The following is a 19,855-nucleotide window of genomic DNA, read 5'->3' as shown; positions in this document are numbered from 1 at the left end:
ACCCGCTAGGCTGGCCGTAGTGCCCGCAAACAACGGGTACGGGTCGCGTCGTGTCTCCGCAACGAGCTAGCATCGCCACGCGGTGGGCAAATCGGCCCATGCGCCACCACGTGCAGGGCTGCCTCCTCGCTGCGGCTCACACACTCCCGCTGCCGCATACGACAAGACCAAACTGCGGGCAGTATTCGGCGAACTCGCGATACCTGATCTGATCGTGATCGCCGCAGACCAGCCGAACACGATCAGCGGGCTTTGCGTCGCCCTGGCCTGAATGGCCCTGCAACGACTCGCCGGCGGCGCAATCCTCAGATGGCTATGTGCCTCAGATGGCCATGCGGCTTGAGCCGCGCGATGTCTATCCGTCGGTGCCCTTAGATGAGCGCGGCGACGGTCGTCGATTCACCCATCGGGCGGGCGACAGTCGTGCCACGAGATCTCGCGACGGTCTCCGCACGAGACAGTTGACGACACCGAACTATCTCTGAAGCTGACCCGAGGCTTTGCTTCTATGGGACCGTGTCCGACGTCCCCACGACCCACGCCGATAATGGCCAAATGCGTTCAGTTGAAGAGCACCAGCGCGTCGTCGCCGAGTTGATCCGGCCCCGCGCCGCGGCCTCGGTACCGCTCGAACACGCCCAAGGGCTGGCCCTCGCCGACGACGTGGTGGCGCCGCTGTCACTGCCGGTTTTCGACAACTCCGCGATGGACGGCTATGCGGTGCGCGCCGAAGATACCGCGGCTGCGACACCGGACCATCCGATCGTGTTGCCGGTGGCCGAAGACATTCCCGCCGGACGCACCGAAGAACTCACGTTGCAACCCGCAACCGCACACCGCATCATGACCGGCGCGCCAGTTCCGGCTGGTGCGACGGCCATCGTCCCGGTCGAAGCCACCGACGGCGGCGTCGCGTCCGTGGCGATCCGCCAGCAGGCCACCGCCGGCAAGCACATCCGGCTGGCCGGGGAAGACGTCACCGCGGGCACGACGGTGCTGTCCAAAGGCCAGATCGTCACTCCCGCCACCCTCGGCCTGGCCGCCGCACTCGGGCTCGCCGAGCTGCACGTGCTGCCTCCGCAGCGGGTTCTGGTGATTTCCACCGGGTCAGAGCTGGTGACCCCGGGCACCCCGCTGCAGCCGGGTCAGATCTACGAGTCCAACTCGGTCATGCTGGCCGGCGCCGTCCGCGACGCGGGCGCCACGGTGGTCGCCACCGCGACCGCCGGCGACGACGTCGCCCAATTCCGCGCGATCCTCGACCGCCACGCGGCCCCTGAGTACCACGTCGACCTCATCATCACCAGCGGCGGGGTCAGCGCCGGCGCCTACGAAGTGGTCAAAGACGCCTTCGGCCCCTCCGGCCAGGCCGATGAGGGCGTGGAATTTGTCAAAGTGGCCATGCAGCCGGGAATGCCTCAAGGCGTCGGGCGGGTCGCCGGCACACCGATCGTCACGCTGCCCGGCAACCCGGTCAGCGCGCTGGTGTCCTTCGAGGTGTTCATCCGTCCGCCGCTGCGGAGGGCGATGGGGCTGCCGGATCCGTACCGACCGCACCGCGCCGCAGTACTCACCGAGACACTGACGTCGCCGCGCGGCAAACGGCAGTTCCGCCGCGCCGTCCTCAACAAGGAAACCGGCGAGGTCACCAGCTACGGGCCACCGGCGTCGCATCACCTGCGCTGGCTGGCGCTGGCCAACGGGCTCCTGGACATCCCGGAGGACACCGTGGAGGTTTCCGCCGGAACCCAGCTGCAGGTCTGGGATCTGACGTAGCCAACACCGGGTGGGCAAAGCCGTGCCGACGGGCCAGTTCGGCTCGCAATGCCTTCCGTAAGATGACCGCGTGGCACGACGCCCCCGCCCCGAAGGCCCCCAACACCTCCTCGAGTTGGTGCGCTCCACCGTTCCGCCGATTCACCCGGCAGGCCGCCCCTTCATCTCCACCGGCCTGGCGGTCGCCTCCGCCGGGGCTCTGTGCCAAGCGGCAACCGGGCGCAACTTCCGCTGGCTGCGCCGGGGGGGTCTGCTGGCCGCCGGCGCATGCGCGGGCTTCTTCCGACACCCCCCGCGGGTGCCACCCACTCGGCCGGGCGCTGTCGTCGCACCCGCCGACGGCGTGATCTGCGCGATCGACTCCGTCGCCCCGCCCGCCGAACTCAGCATGGGCGAGGTGCCCTGGCTGCGGATCAGCATCTTCCTGTCGCTGCTGGATGTTCACGTCCAGCGCGTCCCCGTGAGCGGCGAAGTTATCGCCGTCCAGCACCGCCCGGGCCGCTTCGGATCAGCCGATCGGCCCGAGGCGAGCGCGGCCAACGAGCGCACCAGCGTGCGGATCCGCACCCCAGGCGGCGCCCAAGGCACAGAGGGCTCAGAGGTCTCAGAGGTCATCGTCGTGCAAATAGCGGGATTGTTAGCCCGGCGCATTGTGTGCGACGCACACGCCGGGGACAAGCTGGTGATCGGCGACACCTACGGCCTGATCCGCTTCGGCTCGCGACTAGACACCTATCTTCCCGAGGGCTCGCGGGTGCTGGTCACGCCGGGCCAGCGCGCGGTGGGCGCCGAGACCGTCCTGGCCGAGCTGCCATGACCAAGCCCACCAGGTCCGCCAGGTCCACAGGTTCCACCAGGCCCGACAGGCAGCGGCACATCACCGTGCGCTACCTACCCAGCGCCATGACCGTGGCGGCGATCTGCCTCGGGCTCACCGCGGTCAAATACGCTCAAGACACCAGCATGCCCGAACACAGCCGGGCCACCTGGGCAATGGCTCTGCTCGTGCTGGCTGCCGTGCTGGACGCGCTCGACGGGCGCATTGCGCGCGTGCTGAACGCGACGTCGCGTATGGGCGAGGAAATCGATTCGCTCGCCGACGCGATCAACTTTGGCGTCGTCCCGGCGTTCATCGTCTACGCAATCCTGTTGCAGAACCTGCCCAGGGTTGGCTGGCTGGTCGTCCTCCTCTATGCGGTCTGCGTCGTGCTGCGCCTGGCGCGATTCAACGTGCTGCTCGATGTCGATCAGCCTGTCTATGCCAAGAACTACTTCGTCGGCATGCCGGCGCCGGCCGGGGCCGTCGGAGCCGTCGGTCCCATTGCGGCGAAGCTGCAGCTGGAGGAATGGGGTTTCCGCGACGACTGGTGGAACACCGACTGGGCCAACTGGGTGGTGGCGGTGTGGCTCGTCGGAGTCTCCCTGCTGGTCGTCAGCCGCATCCCGATGCGCAAGGTGCATACCTTCACGGTGCCGCCGACCATGGTCGCCCCCATGCTGGCTCTGCTCGCCATCGGCGTGGCCTCGGCATTCATCTTTCCGTACCTCACGCTTCTGGCGATCATCGTCGCCTATGTCATCCACATCCCCTTTGCGGTACGCAGCAAGCGGTTTCTGGCGAAGCACCCCGAAACGTGGGACCCGAAGGCGAGGCAGCGCTGGGCGCAACAGCGCGCCGTGCGGCGCGCCACCCGCCGCCGGTCACAACCGCACCGCCGGTCGATGGCGCGCCTGGGCCTGCGCAAGCCTGGCGGGCGGCCATGACCCAACCCGGTGCACAATCCGGGACGACCCGCCAGTTGAAACTCACGGCCCGGCTGAATACGTCGGCGGTCGACTCGCGCCGCGGCGTCGTCCGGTTGCACCCGAATGCCATTGCCGCCCTCGGTATCCGTGAGTGGGACGCGGTGTCGCTGACCGGGTCACGAACGACTGCCGCGGTGGCGGGGGTGGCCGAGGGCGATGTCCCGGTGGGCACGGTGTTGCTCGACGACGTGACGCTGTCCAACGCGGGGCTGCGGGAGAGCTCCGAGGTCCTTGTCGGTCCGGTCACCGTCTACGGCGCGCGGTCGGTGACACTGAGCGGCTCCTCACAGACCACCAAGTCGATTCCCCCGGCCACCCTGCGCCAAGCCCTGCTCGGCAAGGTGATGACGGTGGGCGACGCTGTGTCGCTCTTGCCGCGCGATCTGGGCCCCGGCACGTCGACGTCAGCGGCGAGCAGTGCACTGGCGGCGGCGGTCGGGATCAGCTGGACGTCGGAGCTGCTGACCGTCACCGGCGTCGACCCCAAGAGTCCGGTCAGCGTGCAGCCCAACTCGCTGGTGACCTGGGGTTCCGCCGGCCAATCTGTCGCCACCACGTCCGTCGGTGACCTCGCGAGCCCGGAGATCCAAGTCGAAGAACTCAAGGGCACCCAACCACAGGCCGCCAAGCTCACCGAATGGCTCAAACTCGCCCTTGACGAACCGCACCTGCTCAAGGCTCTGGGCGCCGAGACCTTTCTCGGTGTGCTGGTGTCGGGTCCGGCCGGCGTGGGAAAGGAGACGCTGGTACGCGCGGTGTGCGACGGCCGCAGAGTAGTGCGACTGGACGGCCCGGAGGCCGGGGCGGTGGCCGCCAACGACCGACTGCGCGCCGTCGCCTCGGCCGTGAAGACGGTTCGCGACGGCGGCGGCGTGCTGCTGATCACCGATATCGACGCCCTGCTGCCGGCGGCTGCCCAACCGGTGTCGGCGCTGATCCTGACCCAGCTGCGCACCGCCGTGGACACCGAAGGCGTAGCGCTGATCGCCACTTCCGCCCGGCCCGACCAAGTGGATGCACGGCTGCGCTCGCCTGAACTGTGCGACCGGGAGCTGGGCCTTCCGCTACCGGATGCGACGACCCGCAAATCGCTGTTGGAGGCGCTGCTGAAGCCGGTCCCGACCGAAGACCTCGACCTTGACGAGATCGCTAACCGCACACCGGGTTTCGTCGTCGCCGACTTGGCCGCACTGATGCGCGAGGCGGCGTTGCGGGCGGCATCTCGAGCCAGCGCCGACGGCCAGCCTCCAACATTGACCCAGGACGACCTGCTCGGCGCACTGACCGTCATCCGGCCGCTGTCACGATCGGCCGGCGAAGAAGTCAGCGTGGGAAGCGTCACGCTCGACGACGTCGGCGACATGGCCGCGGCCAAACAGGCACTCACCGAAACCGTGCTGTGGCCGCTGCAGCACCCCGACACCTTCGACCGCCTCGGTATCGAACCGCCCCGGGGCGTGCTGCTGTACGGACCGCCGGGCTGCGGAAAGACATATCTGGTGCGTGCGCTGGCCAGCACCGGCCAGCTGAGCGTGCACGCGGTCAAAGGCTCCGAGCTGATGGATAAATGGGTGGGCTCCTCGGAGAAGGCGGTGCGCGAATTGTTCCGCCGGGCTCGCGACTCAGCGCCGGCGTTGGTGTTCCTCGACGAGATCGACGCGCTGGCGCCGCGACGCGGCCAGAGCTTCGACTCGGGAGTGACCGACCGAGTGGTGGCCGCGCTACTGACCGAGCTCGACGGTATCGATCCGCTGCGCGACGTGGTCGTGCTCGGTGCAACCAACCGGCCCGACCTTGTCGACTCCGCGCTGCTGCGGCCGGGCCGGCTGGAACGGCTCGTGTTCGTCGAACCGCCCGACACCGCAGCGCGCAGCGCAATCCTGCGCACCGCCGGCAAGTCGATCCCGCTGGGTTCTGACGTTGACCTCGACGCCGTAGCGGCCGGCCTGGAGGGATACAGCGCCGCCGACTGCGTGGCCCTGCTGCGCGAGGCCGCGCTTACCGCGATGCGCCGGACCATCGACGCGGCCACCGTCACCGCCGCGGACCTTGCCGCCGCCTGCGAAACCATCGGTCCCTCACTGAATCCCGCCCAGGTGGCATCGTTGCGCGCGTTCGCCGAAGGCCGGTGAGGCCGAGTCCCGCGGTCGCAACCGGCCGGTAGACTGCCCACCGAAATGGCCCTATTAGGCTGACACCCCGCTTTGCGCTCTTCGCCGAGGGCTCATCGCAGACCGCTTCGGAGTGCCGTGCTCGCGATCCTGCTCGCCCATGCGGTGGTCGCTGCCCTGGCGCCGGCACTAGTACGCAAATGGGGTCGGCTCGCCTTCTATCCGCTGGCACTGGTTCCGCTGATCTCGCTGGCCTGGGTCGCCACGAATTGGCCGAGCTCGCCGGGCGACGACCATCGGGTGGCGGTGTCCTGGGTGCCGGGCCTCTCGATGGACATTGCGCTGCGGTTCGACATCCTGGCGGCGATCATGAGCGTGCTGGTGCTGGGGATCGGCGCCCTGGTGCTGTGCTACTGCGCCGACTACTTCCGTCCCCGCGACGATGACGCCGAGAACCGGCTCCCCAGCTTCGCGGCCGAGCTGCTCGCGTTCTCCGGAGCGATGTTCGGTCTGATCGTCGCCGACAACATGCTGGTCCTTTACGTGTTCTGGGAACTGACCACGGTGCTGTCGTTCTTGCTGATCGGCCATTACGCCGAACGTATCGCCAGCCGCCGGGCAGCCACCCAAGCTCTGCTGGTGACCACGGCCGGAGGCCTGACGATGCTGGCCGGGATCATCATCCTGGGCTATGCCGCCGGCAGCTTCAACCTCTCCGACGTGATCGCCGCCCCACCGTCGGGGACGGCAGTCACCGTTGCCGTGCTGCTCGTGCTGGTCGGCGCGATGAGCAAATCGGCGATCGTACCGCTGCATTTCTGGCTGCCGGGCGCGATGGCGGCACCGACGCCGGTCAGCGCCTACCTGCATGCCGCGGCGATGGTCAAGGCCGGTGTGTATTTGATCGCACGATTGGCGCCGGGTTTCGCCGATTCTCCGGGGTGGCGGCCAACACTGCTGGTCCTGGGTGTGGTCACGATGCTGCTGGCCGGCTGGCGCGCGATCCGCGAAGACGATCTCAAGCTGATCCTTGCCTACGGCACCGTCGGCCAGCTGGGGTTGATCACCGTGCTGGTGGGCGGCGGCGGGCGCAACCTGATGCTGGCCGGCCTGGCGGTGTTGTGCGCACACGCGATGTTCAAAGCCGCGCTGTTCATGGTGGTCGGAATCATCGACCACGCCACCGGCACCCGGGATATCCACCGGCTGGCTTGGCTCGGCAACCGCTGCCCGTGGCTATTCGTGATCGCGGCAGCGGCCACCGCCAGCATGGCTGCGTTGCCCCCCTTTCTTGGGTTCGTTGCCAAGGAAGCCGGGTTCGCGGCGCTGGCGCACAGTGCGGCACTCGGCGTGGCCACTCCCTATGTGCTCGGCGCGATCGTCGTCGGCTCGGTGTTCACGTTGATCTACAGCCTGCGCTTCCTGTGGGGCGCATTCGCCCGGAAAGGGAACGCCGGCCCCAGCGCCCCCGTGGCCGGCCTGCACCGTCCCGCAGCGACATTCCTGACCACACCGGCGATCTTGGCCACGGCCGGCTTGGCAGTCGGACTGGCCCCCGTACGGCTGAGCCGTGTGCTCGCCGACTACGCCGATACCTCGTTTGCGCGTGCGCCCGGCGCGCCCGGCTACAAGCTGGCGCTGTGGCACGGCCCGGATCTGCCACTCTTGCTGTCGACGCTGGTCCTGCTGACTGGAACGATGGCGTTCGTCGCGCGCGCCCGGCTGCGCCGCCTCCGACCGGATTGGCTGCCGCTGAGCAACGCCGACCGCGTCTATCAACGCACGATCCGCGCCCTCGACGTGCTTTCGGTGCGATTGACGGCCATTACCCAGCGTGGCTCGATCCCCGCCACCCAGGCCGTGATCCTGTGCACGCTGGTGCTCATATCCTCGGCTGCGCTGCTGTCCGGTGCCCGCGACCGGCCCGATGTCCGGATCTGGGACACCCCACTGCAACTGTTGCTCGGCATCCCGCTGCTGGCCGGTGCGTTGGGCGCCACGATGATGCGTAATCGGCTAGCCGCGGTGCTGATGGTCAGCGTGACCGGCTACGGCTGCGGCGCGGTGTTCGCCTATCACGGCGCTCCGGATCTGGCGCTGACGCAGTTCTTGGTCGAGACCGTGACGCTGGTGATCTTCGTGCTGGTCCTACGGACGCTGCCGGCGGAGGTTGACCGCGACGCCATGAACCAACACCGGCTGCCCCGCACGCTCATGGCGGTGGCGGTAGGCGCCGCTGTCACGGTCCTCGCAATGTTCGCGATGGCCGCTCGGACCGACCGCCCGATCGCGAGTTTGCTTCCTGACGCGGCACACCTGCGGGGACACGGCGCCAACACGGTCAACGTCCTGTTGGTCGACATCCGCGCTTGGGACACCCTCGGCGAGATCTCGGTGCTGCTGGTCGCGGCGACCGGAGTGGCATCCATGGTGTTCCGGCACCGCAGGTTCGGTGCCGCGCCGCGGATCCCCCACACCGGCCAACCCGAGCAGCCCCGGAGCGCGCAAAGCCCGCCGACACCGTATAGCCCGGCCATCGGCGACACCACCTGGCTGCGCGGCAGCGACTACCGCGACCCCAAGAACCGCTCGTTGGTCTTGGAGGTCACCACGCGCACCATCTTTCCGATGATCATGATGGTGTCGGTGTACTTCTTCCTCACCGGCCACAACACTCCCGGAGGTGGTTTCGCCGGCGGGCTCATGGCTGGGCTCGGACTGGTGTTGCGCTATCTCGCGGGCGGTCCTTACGAACTCGGCGAGACGCTGCCGCTGGATGCGGGCAAGATCCTGGGCGCCGGCCTGGGTCTGTCCGCGACCACCGCACTGGCGTCGCTGGCGCTCGGGGCGCCGGTGCTCTCCTCAGCGCTGGTGCACTTCGATGTACCCGTCGTCGGCCACGTCGAGTTCAGCACCGCATTGTTCTTCGATCTCGGCGTGTACCTGATCGTGGTCGGCCTGGTGCTCGACGTCCTGCGCAGCCTGGGCGCGCGCCTCGACGAGCAGGCAAACGATCCCACTGTGGCACCGAAGGTCCCGGCGCGGTGACTGTCTTCCTCATTCCGTTGCTCATGATCGCGGGCCTCATCAGCTGCGGTGTGTACCTGCTCCTGGAACGCAATCTGATCCGGATGTTGTTGGGGCTGTTGCTCATCGGCAACGGGATCAACCTGCTGATCGTTACCGTCGGCGGGCCTGCCGGCAGTCCCCCGATACAAGACCGCGAGAGCGTCGGCAAGACCACCATCGCCGACCCGCTGGCGCAGGGCATGGTCCTGACCGCCATCGTCATCACCATGGGCGTCGCTGCGTTCGTGCTGGCGCTGGCCTACCGCGCCTATCGGCTGACCACCGTCGAGGCGCTCGACAACGATCCCGAGGACACCCGGGTCTCGCGGCTGTCGATCAGGGAGGCTGCAGCGCCAGATACCGACCCGGCCGAGCCCTACCCGGACACCGACGAACCCGACGAGCTCGACGCTCTACCCGGCCGTCAGGGGTCGCGATGAGCTCGTCGAGCGGCGTAGTCGCCGCCCTCATCCCGCTACCGGTGCTGGTGCCGACCATCGGTGCCGCGGCGAACCTCATCGCCGGCCGGCGGCCGCGGTTACAGCGCGCGGTCACGCTGTTCGCGCTGACGACGATCGTCGTGGTCTCCGCGGTGCTGCTCTACCTGACGGACCAAGCGGGCACCCTCGCACTCAACGTCGGCGGCTGGGGCCAGACCGAACCCGGGATGGGGCCACTGGGCATCACGTTGGTGCTGGACCGGCTGTCAGCGCTCATGCTGGTGGTGTCGTCGATCGTGCTGCTGGCAGTGGTGGTGTACGCAATCGGCCAGGGCATTCGCGACGGCGACGAGCGGCAACCGATTTCGATCTTCCTGCCGACCTATCTCGCCCTGGCGGCCGGTGTGTGCCTCGCGTTCCTGGCCGGCGACCTGTTCAATCTGTTCGTCGGCGTCGAAGTCCTGCTCAGCGCCAGCTTCGTGCTGCTCACCATCGGCGCCAGCGCCCCACGGGTGCGCGCCGGTATCGGCTACGTGATGGTATCGCTGGTGTCGTCGGCCATCTTCCTACTCGGCATAGCTCTGGTGTATGCCGCGACGGGAACGCTCAACCTGGCGGAGTTGGCGGTGCGAGTCGGCACGCTGAGCGCCGGCACCCGCAGTGCGATACTCGCGGTGCTGCTGGTTGCCTTCGGTGTGAAGGCCGCGGTGTTCCCACTGTCAGCCTGGCTGCCGGACTCCTACCCGATAGCGCCGGCACCGGTCACCGCCGTGTTCGCCGGAATCCTCACCAAGGTCGGTATCTATGCGATCATCCGCGCGCATTCATTGCTGTTTCCGGGTGCGACGCTGGACGGCGTGCTGCTGGTCGCCGCGCTGCTGACCATGCTCGTGGGCATCCTCGGGGCCATCGCGCAGAGCGACATCAAGCGCCTGCTGTCTTTCACACTGGTCAGCCATATCGGCTACATGGTGTTCGGGGTGGCACTGTCGAATCGGCTGGGCATGTCCGGCGCTATCTACTACGTGGCGCACCACATCGTCGTTCAGACCACATTGTTCCTGGTGGCCGGGCTCATCGAACGCCAGGGTGGAGCCTCCACCCTGCGCCGCCTCGGCGGCCTGGCCGCCAACCCGCTGCTCGCGTTCGTGTTCCTGGTCCCGGCGCTGAATCTTGGCGGCATTCCGCCGTTTTCGGGGTTCATCGGCAAGGTGGCTTTGCTACGCGCCGGCGCCGCCGACGGATCGGTGTTGGCGTGGTTGCTGGTGGCCGGCGGGTTGATCACCAGCCTGCTCACGCTGTACGCGGTGACGCGAGTGTGGACCCAGGCGTTCTGGCGTCCGCGTGCTGACGCACCGGAAGGTGACCTCGTGAGCGCCCGAGCCGCTGCGTTGCTCGATACCGAGGACGACGTTGTCGCGTTCGGCGACCGCCACGACGTCGGCCGGATGCCGACCGCAATGATCGGCCCAACCGTAGCGCTCGTAGCGGTCGGGCTGGGGTTGGCGGTCCTGGCCGGGCCGATTTTCGCCTACAGCCAGCGAGCAGCGAGCGAAGTGCTCGACCGCGGCCACTACATCTCGACGGTGCTGCCCGACGATGACACGGGCCGGCACGTTCAGGCCGGAGTCAGCTCGGGTGGGCCGGGAGGTGCCGGGCCATGAGCGTCACGAACGCCACCGCGAGGACCGTCGCCCTGCGGATCACGATCCTGGTCGGGTTGACCGCCCAGTGGGTCCTGCTGTGGGATCTCCTGTCGGTAGCGACTGTGCTGACCGGGCTGCTGGTCGCGTTGGCGATCACGACCCTGCTGCCGATGCCACCCGTGCGCGTCCAGGGCCGGGTTCATCCGCTGTCGCTGCTGCGGCTGTTCGTCCAGGTGGCTTGGTACCTTGCGGCGTCCAGCATTCAAGTCTCCTGGCTAGCGGTGCGGCCTGGTCCCCCGCCGCCCACCGCGGTACTGCGAGTACAGATGTCCCTCAAGTCAGACCTGGTAATGGTGTACGCCGCCAGCATCCTGACGATGATTCCGGGATCGATCGTGTTGGAAATCGACCAGCTGCGGCGAGTGATCTACCTGCATGCCATTGGCGTGGGCTCGGCTCGCTCCCTGGACCGGTTCCATCGCCAAGTCGCCGAAGTCGAGCGGCTGTTGGTGGCGGCCTTCGAGCGGGATGCGGACTGGCAGCCTGCCAGCCCATCGCGACAGCCCCGGGAGTATGCATGAACGGTATCTGGGTCATTGCCGGGGTGCTGCTCGGCACCGCGGCGATCATCACGGTCTTCCGCCTGCTGGCCGGTCCCAGCACGCTGGACCGGCTGGTCGCGCTGGACACCCTGATTGCGGTGACGATGTGCTCGATCGGTACGTGGGCCGCGTCCAGTCTGGACAGCACCGCGACATACAGCCTGACGGCCATGGCGTTGATCAGCTTCGTGGGATCGGTCAGCGTCGCGCGGTTCCGGGTACCCGACATCCGGCGGAAAGGGCCGAAGTGAACATCTTCGATGTGATCGCCGGCGTGCTGGTCCTCGCTGGCTGTGTGCTGGCTCTCACCGCGGCCCTTGGTGTCGTCCGGTTTCCCGACACCCTGTCGAGAATGCACGCCGCAACCAAGCCGCAGGTACTCGGTTTGCTGTTGGTCCTGGCCGGTGCCGCCATCCGGTTACGCGGCGACCACGACGTCGGGATGCTCATCCTTTCCGGGGTATTCACGGTGATCACCGCCCCGGTGGTGGCGCACCGCGTCGCGCGGTTGGCTTACCGCGAGCAGGACCTGCGGGACTCGTTGTCGATCGACGAGCTCGAGCTCGACACCTCGACCGAACAGGGCGGTGCCGGTAGCCAGTACCGGTGAGCCTCTAACACTGGCTGACACTTGCGGGCGGGGGATTTCCCGTTGTGCGCCAACCGCTTACCTGATTTCCGTGGGTTCACCTCACCGGATCCGGGTTTCTTTCGATTCGACACTTCCGACTCACGGTGCCCTGAAACGAGATACGTTGGGTTTGCCGACCGTAGGTGAGGCGATACTGACCGGGTTGTGCGCGGGCCGAGGAGGTGGGTCATGTCGTTCGTGGTCGCGATCCCCCAAGTATTGGGTTTGGCAGCAACCGATTTGGCGGGCATGGGCTCGACACTGAACGCGGCCAATGCGGCCGCGGCGGCCCAGACGACCGGGATCGTGGCCGCGGCCGAAGACGAGGTGTCGGCGGCGATCGCCGCGGTGTTTTCCGCCCACGGCCAGGCCTATCAGGCACTCAGCGCCCAGGCGGCGGCCTTTCAGGACCAGTTTGTGCGGGCGTTGACCGCTGGAGCGGGCGCCTACGCCAGCGCCGAGGCCGCCAATGCCGCGCCGCTGCAAGCGGTGCTCAACACCCTCAATGCGCCCGTGCAGACGCTGACCGGGCGCCCGTTGATCGGCAATGGCGCGCCCGGGGCGCCCGGCACGGGAGCTAACGGCGCCCCAGGTGGGTGGTTGCTCGGCGACGGTGGCGCCGGCGGATCCGGTGCGGCGGGAATGCCCGGCGGTGCCGGTGGGGCCGCCGGGCTCATCGGCACCGGCGGCGCGGGCGGGGCCGGCGGGATCGCGGTGCTGGGTACCGGCGGAGCAGGAGGGGCCGGCGGGAGCGGCGGATGGCTGCTGGGCACCGGCGGGACCGGCGGGGCGGGTGGGGCCTCGCAAGTCGGCACCGGCGGGGTCGGCGGTGTCGGCGGGGCCGGCGGACTATTCGGGGCCGGCGGGCTCGGTGGGGCCGGGGGTGCCGGCACCCTCGGTGTAGCCGGGGTCGGCGGGGCCGGTGGGGCGGGCGGAGCCGGCGGGCTACTGGCCGGATTGATCGGCGCCGCGGGCGGTCATGGAGGCACCGGCGGAGCCGGCACCGCCGGCGGGGGGGCCGGTGGGGCCGGGGGTGACGCCGGGCTACTCTTCGGCGGCGGCGGGGCCGGCGGAGCCGGCGGGTTCACCGATACTGGCGACGGTGGGACGGGCGGGACCGGCGGCAACGCCGGGCTGCTAGTCGGCAGCGGCGGGGCCGGCGGTGCGGGCGGCACCGCTAGTGGCGGCGTCGGCGGGGCGGGTGGCGCCGGCGGCGACGCCGGGTTGCTATTCGGGGGCGCAGGTGCAGGCGGGACCGGCGGATTCGGCTTCACCGACGGCGGGACCGGCGGGGCCGGCGGTAACGCCGGACTGGTGGGCAACGGCGGAACCGGCGGAACTGGCGGGACCGGTGGCGGAGACGTCTTAGCTGGCAACGGTGGAGCCGGCGGGGTCGGTGGCAGGGCCGGCTTGCTGATCGGTAACGGCGGTGCCGGCGGCGCCGGCGGTGAGGGCACAACAGTCGGTGGTGCCGGCGGGGCCGGCGGGACCGGCGGCAACGCTGTGCTGATCGGCAACGGCGGCAACGGCGGCGTCGGCGGCACCGCCGCGACCCCGGGCGGCAACGGTGTCGGCGGGATCAGCGGGCTGTTGCTGGGTCTGGACGGATTCAATGCCCCGGCCAGCACCTCACCGCTGCACACCCTGCAACAAGACGTGATCCAAGCAATCAATGCGCCCACCCAGGCGCTGACCGGGCGCCCGCTGATCGCCAACGGCACCCCCGGCGCCGCGGGCAGCGGGGCCGACGGCGGGCACGGGGGGTGGCTGCTCGGCGACGGCGGGGCCGGCGGGTCGGGCCCAGTGAGCACCAGCATGCCCGGCGGGTCCGGTGGGGCCGCCGGCCTGTTCGGCACCGGCGGGACCGGGGGAACCGGCGCGCGCGCGGCAGGTGGCGTCGGCGGTGTCGGTGGGGCCGGCGGCACCGGCGGGTGGCTGTTGGGCGACGGCGGTGCCGGCGGGACCGGCGGGGTCGCGACTGCCGCCAGCGGCGGGGCCGGCGGCACCGGCGGCGCCGGCGGTCTGTGGAGCGCCGGCGGGACTGGCGGCGCGGGCGGAACCAGCTTCGTTAGTGCCAACGCCACCGGTGGCGCGGGCGGGACCGGCGGGGCTGGTGGGCTCCTTGGCGGTCTGGTCGGCGCTGGCGGCGGGCTCGGCGGGCTCGGTGGATTGGGCCACGCCGGGGGTGCCGGCGGATCCGGCGGCAGCGCTGGGACTCTCGGCGGTCCCGGAGGTGCCGGCGGGGCCGGTGGATTCGGCGCCACTCTCGATGGCGGGGACGGTGGTGCTGGCGGCAGCGCCGGGTTCCTGTTCGGTGCCGGCGGGGTCGGCGGCGACGGCGGGGTCAGCAGCGGTAATGGCATCGGGGGTGCCGGTGGCGGCGGCGGCAATGCCGGACTGCTGTTCTCCGACGCCGGGGCCGGCGGGTTCGGCGGGCAGAGCGCCAACGCTGGCGGGGCCGGCGGCGCTGGCGGCAACGCCGGGCTGCTCGGCCGCGGCGGGGCCGGCGGCGCCGGCGGCAGCGCCTTTCTTCTCAGTACCGGCGGCAACGGTGGGGCCGGCGGCAGCGGCGGGCAGCTCGCGGGCAGCGGCGGGGCCGGCGGCGCCGGCGGGGAGGGCGCCGACGTTATTGGTGGCGGCGGGGCCGGCGGCGCCGGCGGCAGCGCCGGGCCGTTGGTGGGCAATGGCGGCAATGGCGGCAACGGCGGCATTGGTGTAACCCCAGGCGACGGCGGCACCGGCGGTGCCGGCGGGCTCCTTATCGGCGAAGACGGAATCAACGGCGTGCCGTAAGCCGACCGAGGCGCACACCCCGCAGGTCCGGCGATTGTCTACTGGCCGCTGATGAAGTCGAGCAGTTGCGGATAGTCGTCGGCGACGGCACGCAGCCGCCGACCGCTGTCCAGGCGGTGCAGGTGATCAGCCGTGGCGGTGTCCGCAGGAAAGAATGACTCCATGGCCAGGCTCTCCACGCCGACGTCGAGCGGGCCGCCGAACGTCGCAATCGTGTTGACGAATCGCAGTTCGACCCCGTCGAGGCCGGCCAGTCGAAACGGTACGTACAGCTGGGATTCCGCCTCGCTCAGCTCAGCCACGGGTGCTGGAAAGCCCGACACTTCCTCGTAGAGTTGACAGATATCGGGGGCAGCCGTGACGTCCGCCTGGCGACGGATACGGCGCAGTATCGCCCCGCGCACCTCCGCATAGTTGAGCAGCCGTGGGGCCAATCCCCTTGGGTGCAAGCACAACCTCATCACGTTGATCGACCCAGACACCAGCTCCGGATCGACGCCCTCGACCAACACGACACAGCCCACGTTGGCGGCAACCAGATTCCAGCATGCGTCGGTGACGAGAGCCGGATACGGCGCGTGCCCGCAGAGTACGGCGTCGACGGCCGCCTTGACCGGCCGCATCCGCTCAGCATCCAGGGTGTGCTCAGTAAAGGCGGGCGCGTAGCCGCCGGCGAGCAGCAATTGGTTGCGTGCGCCCAGCGGAAGGTCAAGCGACTCGCCGATTCCGAGTAGCAGGTTCCGGCTTGCATTCGCCCGGCCAGTCTCCACGAAGCTGATGTGCCGCGGCGACACACCGACTTGGTGCGCCAGGTCCATTTGGCTTATGCGCCGACGAGTGCGCCACTCCCGCACAGCGTTTCCCGCGGACATGATCGGAATGTAGCGCCGCGTCGGAGTCCTTACCACTACCTCCGAGGTAATCGACATGCTTATGTCGACGCCAGAGACTGGTGCGATGAGGATCGAAGATGCTACTGGGCGAAGCCGTCCACACCAGCCGAAGCTTCTGCAGCGCGCGTTTGTCGCGGCCGCGATCGGCCGAGTCCTGTTGGGCGCGGCCGCATATGTCGCACCGCAGTCGCAGACTCGGATGAACGCTGTGCCCGACCAGATGCTGTCGACCGAACTGCGCTACCTCATCCGCATCTTTGGGGGTCGCGCGATCGCGCTGGGAGTGGGGTACCTATCCAGCGACGAGCCCAACCGGAGGCGTTGGCAACGGATCGGACTGATGGTCGACACTCTGGACAACGTCAACGCCGCGATAGAGCTGAACCGCCTGCAGCGCGGCGATCCCAGGGTCCGCACCCTGCTGCGCCTGATCGCGATCACCGGGCCCTACGCGGCTCTGGGCGCGGCGGGTGTCATTTCTGCTCGACGGCCCTCGACGTAGCCGCTCCTAGTTGCCCGACAGCTCGAACTCCACAATCGCCGTGACCGAGTCGAGGGCCTCGCGCAGCGCTAGCAGCCGCTCGGCAGCTGACGGTGCCGCCAGAACCGAGTAGCGGTCGGCTGGTCCGATCGGGACCCGTGCCGCCAACGCAAACAGGCGCTGGCCGGCATCGGACGTGTCAACCGCGGGGTCGGCGCGCCCGAGGACCACATCGCGACCCGGCAGCTGAGCCCCGCGCGCGGTAGCGACCCGCTCGAACAACGCCATTACGCGATCTTCGATATCCAGGCATTGGGCGTCGGTCACCGGCTCCCCGGGCTCGTCGGGCCAGGGCCGCACCGTCGCCCGGGGGTAGGGGGCGTCGGGCAGCCACTCGCAGATTCGGATTCGCTCCCCTGTTCGGCAGTGCAGCTCGTAGCGGCCCTCGCCGTGGTCGATGCATTCGTTGATCTCGGCCAGCGTCCCGACGTCACACCGCGACTCACCGCCGCCGACCTCGCGCCCTTGGGAAATCAGAACCACGCCAAAGGGCTCGCCTCTCCCTACGCAATGCCGCACCAAGGCGGCGTAGCGGGGCTCGAAGATGCGCAGCGGCAATTCTTGATGCGGCAGTAGCGCCGATTCGAGCGGAAATATTGCCAACTCAACGGGTTCGGGTGCCATGATCAGATCTCCAACTCCGCGACCAACGCGTCAACGACGGCGCGTAGGTCACCGTCATGTTCCTCAGCCACCCGCCGTTGTCTCTGGTATGGCGCACCATTGCGGTATATGTCAAACACAGCGGCAAGTTCGTCGGAACAGTTCAGCGATTTCGCGACCGGCTCCAGCCGGGTCAGGACATCACTGAGATCGTCGGTAACCAGTCGTTCGTTGCTGTCGGCGTCCAAGATGATCACGGCGTCCAGGCCGTAGCGGGCGGCGCGCCACTTGTTCTCCTGGACATGCCAGGGCGGCATCGTCGGCAGCGTCTCACCGGCGTCCAGTCGGCGGTCCAGGTCGACCACCAGGCAATGCGTCAACGCAACCAGAGCGCCGAGCTCGCGCAGGTCGGGCACGCCATCGCAGATCCGTAACTCCAGCGTGCCCAGATGTGGCGACGGCCTGATGTCCCAACGGATTTCGTCCATATGGTCGATGATGCCGGTCTTCTTCTGGTCGTAGACAAATCCTTCGAACTCCGCCCATCTCTGGAAATGGAACGGCAATCCGGCGGTAGGCAGCTGCTGAAACATCATCGCCCGATTGCTGGCATATCCGGTGTCCTCGCCGCCCCACCACGGTGAGGAGGCGGACAGCGCCAGCAGATGCGGGTAGTAGTTGAGCAGCGAGGTCATGATCGGCATCACTTTGTGCGCCGAGCGAATTCCGACATGGACGTGCACGCCCCAGATCAGCATCTGCCGGCCCCACCACTGGGTGCGCTTGATCAGCTCGGCGTAGCGCGGCGCGTCGGTGAGCTTCTGGGATGACCATTGGGCGAACGGGTGGGTGCCCGCGCAGAACAGCTCCATCCCCCGATCGCGAACGATCTTCCGTGCGGGACCCAATGTCTCGCGCAAGTCCTGCATCGCTTCTGCCGCGCATTCACAGATTCCGCTGACGACTTCGACGGTGTTGCGCAGCAATTCCTTGTGCACGCGCGGGTTTTCGCCGATCTCGGCGATGACCGCGGTGGCTTCGTTGCTCAGGTCGCGGGTCTGGGCGTCGACGAGCGCGAACTCCCACTCCACACCGACGGTCGGCCGGGGTGAACCGGCGAAATCGATCCGGGCACCAGCCCTGTTGCTCGGCGAGCTAACTGGAACCGATGACACCGCACGCCACCCGCTTGCCCGCGTCACCGGTGGCCGTCGTGATCGCGTCGGGACCCAGTGTCCCGGTGGTGACCTGGGCGTAGCGCTCCGGCGGGATGTTGGCGAAGTTGTCGGCATCCGCGTGAATGATGATCGCGGTCTTGTCGCCGGTCACCAGGTCGTCCATGGTGAAAGCGTCCGTAGTGGTCACGAGCATCCCCGAGCCGTCTTTGCGTACCTGTAGCGAACTCAGGTCACCGTTAGACGGAGTGGCCGTGTACCCAGGCAGGTGGAAGTGGCCGCCCGCGGACAGGAAGTTGCCGGGCGCGCCACCGGCAGGGGCGACCGAGTTCGGCTCGCACTTGCCCACCTCGTGAATGTGGACGCCGTGGAAGCCGGGCGAGAGCTGGCCGGTGCCGATCGTCTTGATCGTGACGGTGGCATAGTCGCTGCTGAACTCGAACGTTGCCGTCGCAACCCCAGTGCCGTCGGGGGCCGTCAGTTGGGTGGTAATGGTCTGCGCCGAGGCCGACTCCTCGCCCTGGCCTGAGCTCTCCGCCGGCGGAGGTGACCCCGTCCACACGGCCGGCGTGGTCCCGGGCGTCGTAGCGGGTGGTTGGTTCGGCGTGCATGCACTCACCAGCGCGGCGCAAGCGGCCAGCAGCGACACAGACAGTGCGGACATGGTGGCGGCAACAGTGCGGTGACCGGCGAGCGTAGGCATAGCGAGAGCCTAACCTGGCGACCCACAACCGATCGACCGGGCCGACACGCCCCCAGCGCGTGTCGGTGGCAGCATCAACCCGTCACGACGACGATGACCCCGGGGGGCTCATCCGAGAGCTCCGGAAGACGCTGCTCGACCGGGGCTTCCAGGTTTTCGCCGATCGCGTCCGCGGTGGCCCGCTCCCCCTCGTCCCCGTAGTAGACCGTGGTCCCGGCGACGTCGGGCAGCTCCAGGTTTCCGATTTCGGTGACCGTGAAACCGGCCTCCTTGAGCTGGTCCGCCGTGCGCGCGGCGATACCGTCGACTCCCGAAATGTTGTAGACGCGCACCTCGGCCTGGCTCGCCTCGGGCGTGGCGCTTGTCGGGCTGGTCGTAGTCGTGGTCGTGGTCGTGGTCGTGTTCACCGATAGCGGTGCGGAGGCATCCTCAGGGTTGTCCGACGAGCCAAGGGCCTGCCATCCGAGCAGCAGGAAAATGACGCCGAGGAACAACAGCACCATCACCATGGCCCGCAGGGGAAGCCCCGAGGAGTCGGGTACGCGCTCGTTCATCGAGCCCACTGTAACCAGGACAGGGCCACAACCCGCAAAACGACGGGCACAGGCACCCTGGTGTCAGGTCACCTCGAAACCCAGGCGCCGCGCAGCCCGAGCCTTCTGACGGCTGGCACGCAGCCGCCGCAACCGCTTCACCAACATCGGGTCCGCCGCCAGCGCCTCGGGACGATCCACCAGCGCATTGAGCACTTGGTAGTAGCGCGTCGCGGACATCGAGAACAACTCTTTGATTGCGTCTTCCTTGGCCCCGGCAAACTTCCACCACTGACGCTCGAATGCCAGGATGTCGTGTTCGCGACGGGTCAGCCCGTCGGCGACTTCACTGTCGTCCCCCGACCGATTTGCCCGCGCCATGGCGCTGTCCATATCCGCTTCCCCTGGACCCTTCCGGCGAATTCTGAAGTTGCTCGAATAACTTGACCTACAAAGGGGCATGTTCGGCGAATATTCAACCACGCCGCGAAGTGTCGGACGGTAACCCAGACCCGCGAGTCGGCCGACTTGCT

At 68.6% G+C, this 19,855-nt stretch carries 19 protein-coding genes and 1 pseudogene; 14 read left to right on the top strand and 6 right to left on the bottom strand.

The window, feature by feature from the left end; translation table 11 throughout:
* Window positions 1–82 precede the first annotated feature (82 nt).
* The 13 genes and pseudogenes from F6B93_RS03005 (at window position 83) to F6B93_RS23545 (ending at window position 14,874) form a co-directional block, all read left to right on the top strand.
* Window positions 83–271 carry a hypothetical protein gene (locus F6B93_RS03005; protein WP_211697670.1) on the top strand — a complete coding sequence of 63 codons (189 nt, stop codon included), beginning with the start codon at window positions 83–85 and terminating at the stop codon, window positions 269–271.
* Between the two features lie 284 nt (window positions 272–555).
* A complete protein-coding gene (gene moeA / locus F6B93_RS03000) occupies window positions 556–1,776 on the top strand; it encodes a molybdopterin molybdotransferase MoeA (RefSeq protein ID WP_211697669.1) in 1,221 nt (406 codons plus the stop codon).
* 70 nt (window positions 1,777–1,846) lie between these two features.
* Window positions 1,847–2,593, top strand: coding sequence for a phosphatidylserine decarboxylase (locus F6B93_RS02995; protein WP_211697668.1), 747 nt, complete (start codon window positions 1,847–1,849; stop codon window positions 2,591–2,593).
* A complete protein-coding gene (gene pssA, locus F6B93_RS02990) occupies window positions 2,590–3,540 on the top strand; it encodes a CDP-diacylglycerol--serine O-phosphatidyltransferase (RefSeq protein ID WP_211697667.1) in 951 nt (316 codons plus the stop codon). The genes F6B93_RS02995 and pssA overlap by 4 nt, the downstream gene beginning before the upstream one ends.
* The gene (locus F6B93_RS02985; RefSeq protein ID WP_211697666.1) at window positions 3,537–5,714 is read left to right on the top strand and encodes an AAA family ATPase; all 2,178 of its coding nucleotides are present in this window, start codon (window positions 3,537–3,539) and stop codon (window positions 5,712–5,714) included. Before pssA ends, F6B93_RS02985 begins: the two co-directional genes overlap by 4 nt.
* A 117-nt stretch (window positions 5,715–5,831) precedes the next feature.
* Complete coding sequence (locus F6B93_RS02980) at window positions 5,832–8,741, top strand: Na+/H+ antiporter subunit A (protein ID WP_211697665.1); 2,910 nt, start codon at window positions 5,832–5,834, stop codon at window positions 8,739–8,741.
* Window positions 8,738–9,202, top strand: coding sequence for a Na(+)/H(+) antiporter subunit C (locus F6B93_RS02975; protein WP_211697664.1), 465 nt, complete (start codon window positions 8,738–8,740; stop codon window positions 9,200–9,202). The genes F6B93_RS02980 and F6B93_RS02975 overlap by 4 nt, the downstream gene beginning before the upstream one ends.
* Window positions 9,199–10,866 (top strand): Na+/H+ antiporter subunit D, encoded by a 1,668-nt coding sequence (locus tag F6B93_RS02970; RefSeq protein ID WP_211697663.1) that lies wholly within the window; start codon window positions 9,199–9,201, stop codon window positions 10,864–10,866. Before F6B93_RS02975 ends, F6B93_RS02970 begins: the two co-directional genes overlap by 4 nt.
* Window positions 10,863–11,429 (top strand): Na+/H+ antiporter subunit E, encoded by a 567-nt coding sequence (locus F6B93_RS02965; protein ID WP_211697662.1) that lies wholly within the window; start codon window positions 10,863–10,865, stop codon window positions 11,427–11,429. The genes F6B93_RS02970 and F6B93_RS02965 overlap by 4 nt, the downstream gene beginning before the upstream one ends.
* Window positions 11,426–11,701, top strand: coding sequence for a monovalent cation/H+ antiporter complex subunit F (locus F6B93_RS02960; RefSeq protein WP_211697661.1), 276 nt, complete (start codon window positions 11,426–11,428; stop codon window positions 11,699–11,701). The genes F6B93_RS02965 and F6B93_RS02960 overlap by 4 nt, the downstream gene beginning before the upstream one ends.
* On the top strand, window positions 11,698–12,060 hold the full coding sequence (gene mnhG, locus F6B93_RS02955) for a monovalent cation/H(+) antiporter subunit G (protein ID WP_211697660.1): 363 nt from the start codon (window positions 11,698–11,700) through the stop codon (window positions 12,058–12,060). The genes F6B93_RS02960 and mnhG overlap by 4 nt, the downstream gene beginning before the upstream one ends.
* Window positions 12,061–12,270: 210 nt before the next feature.
* Window positions 12,271–12,507 (top strand): annotated as a pseudogene (locus F6B93_RS22665) (PE family protein); the annotation flags it as partial.
* Window positions 12,499–14,874: a PGRS repeat-containing protein gene (locus F6B93_RS23545; RefSeq protein ID WP_343232733.1), complete on the top strand. Its 2,376-nt coding sequence runs from the start codon at window positions 12,499–12,501 to the stop codon at window positions 14,872–14,874. The pseudogene F6B93_RS22665 and the gene F6B93_RS23545, both read left to right, overlap by 9 nt.
* 38 nt (window positions 14,875–14,912) lie before the next feature.
* Here F6B93_RS23545 and F6B93_RS02945 read toward each other — a convergent pair whose 3' ends face one another.
* Complete coding sequence (locus tag F6B93_RS02945; protein ID WP_211697658.1) at window positions 14,913–15,746, bottom strand: helix-turn-helix transcriptional regulator; 834 nt, start codon at window positions 15,744–15,746, stop codon at window positions 14,913–14,915.
* A gap of 85 nt (window positions 15,747–15,831) precedes the next feature.
* Between F6B93_RS02945 and F6B93_RS02940 the strand changes: the two genes are divergently transcribed.
* On the top strand, window positions 15,832–16,269 hold the full coding sequence (locus tag F6B93_RS02940; RefSeq protein ID WP_211697657.1) for a hypothetical protein: 438 nt from the start codon (window positions 15,832–15,834) through the stop codon (window positions 16,267–16,269).
* A gap of 6 nt (window positions 16,270–16,275) precedes the next feature.
* Here F6B93_RS02940 and F6B93_RS02935 read toward each other — a convergent pair whose 3' ends face one another.
* From F6B93_RS02935 to napA, 5 genes are all read right to left on the bottom strand, one after another.
* Window positions 16,276–16,932 (bottom strand): LON peptidase substrate-binding domain-containing protein, encoded by a 657-nt coding sequence (locus F6B93_RS02935; protein ID WP_211697656.1) that lies wholly within the window; start codon window positions 16,930–16,932, stop codon window positions 16,276–16,278.
* 2 nt (window positions 16,933–16,934) lie between these two features.
* Complete coding sequence (locus F6B93_RS02930; protein ID WP_211697655.1) at window positions 16,935–18,086, bottom strand: glutamate--cysteine ligase; 1,152 nt, start codon at window positions 18,084–18,086, stop codon at window positions 16,935–16,937.
* Entirely contained in the window at window positions 18,067–18,789 is a 723-nt protein-coding gene (gene sodC / locus F6B93_RS02925) for a superoxide dismutase[Cu-Zn] (protein ID WP_211697654.1), read from the bottom strand. Before sodC ends, F6B93_RS02930 begins: the two co-directional genes overlap by 20 nt.
* Window positions 18,790–18,863: 74 nt before the next feature.
* The gene (locus tag F6B93_RS02920) at window positions 18,864–19,343 is read right to left on the bottom strand and encodes a LytR C-terminal domain-containing protein (protein WP_211697653.1); all 480 of its coding nucleotides are present in this window, start codon (window positions 19,341–19,343) and stop codon (window positions 18,864–18,866) included.
* Between the two features lie 63 nt (window positions 19,344–19,406).
* On the bottom strand, window positions 19,407–19,715 hold the full coding sequence (gene napA, locus F6B93_RS02915) for a nucleoid-associated protein NapA (protein ID WP_211697652.1): 309 nt from the start codon (window positions 19,713–19,715) through the stop codon (window positions 19,407–19,409).
* Window positions 19,716–19,855: the final 140 nt, after the last annotated feature.

Origin of the sequence: Mycobacterium spongiae (assembly GCF_018278905.1) — a bacterium.
GTDB classification, from domain to species: Bacteria; Actinomycetota; Actinomycetes; order Mycobacteriales; family Mycobacteriaceae; genus Mycobacterium; species Mycobacterium spongiae.
The sequence above is the reverse complement of the archived record's forward strand: the minus strand, read 5'-3'. Positions and strand labels throughout refer to the sequence as shown.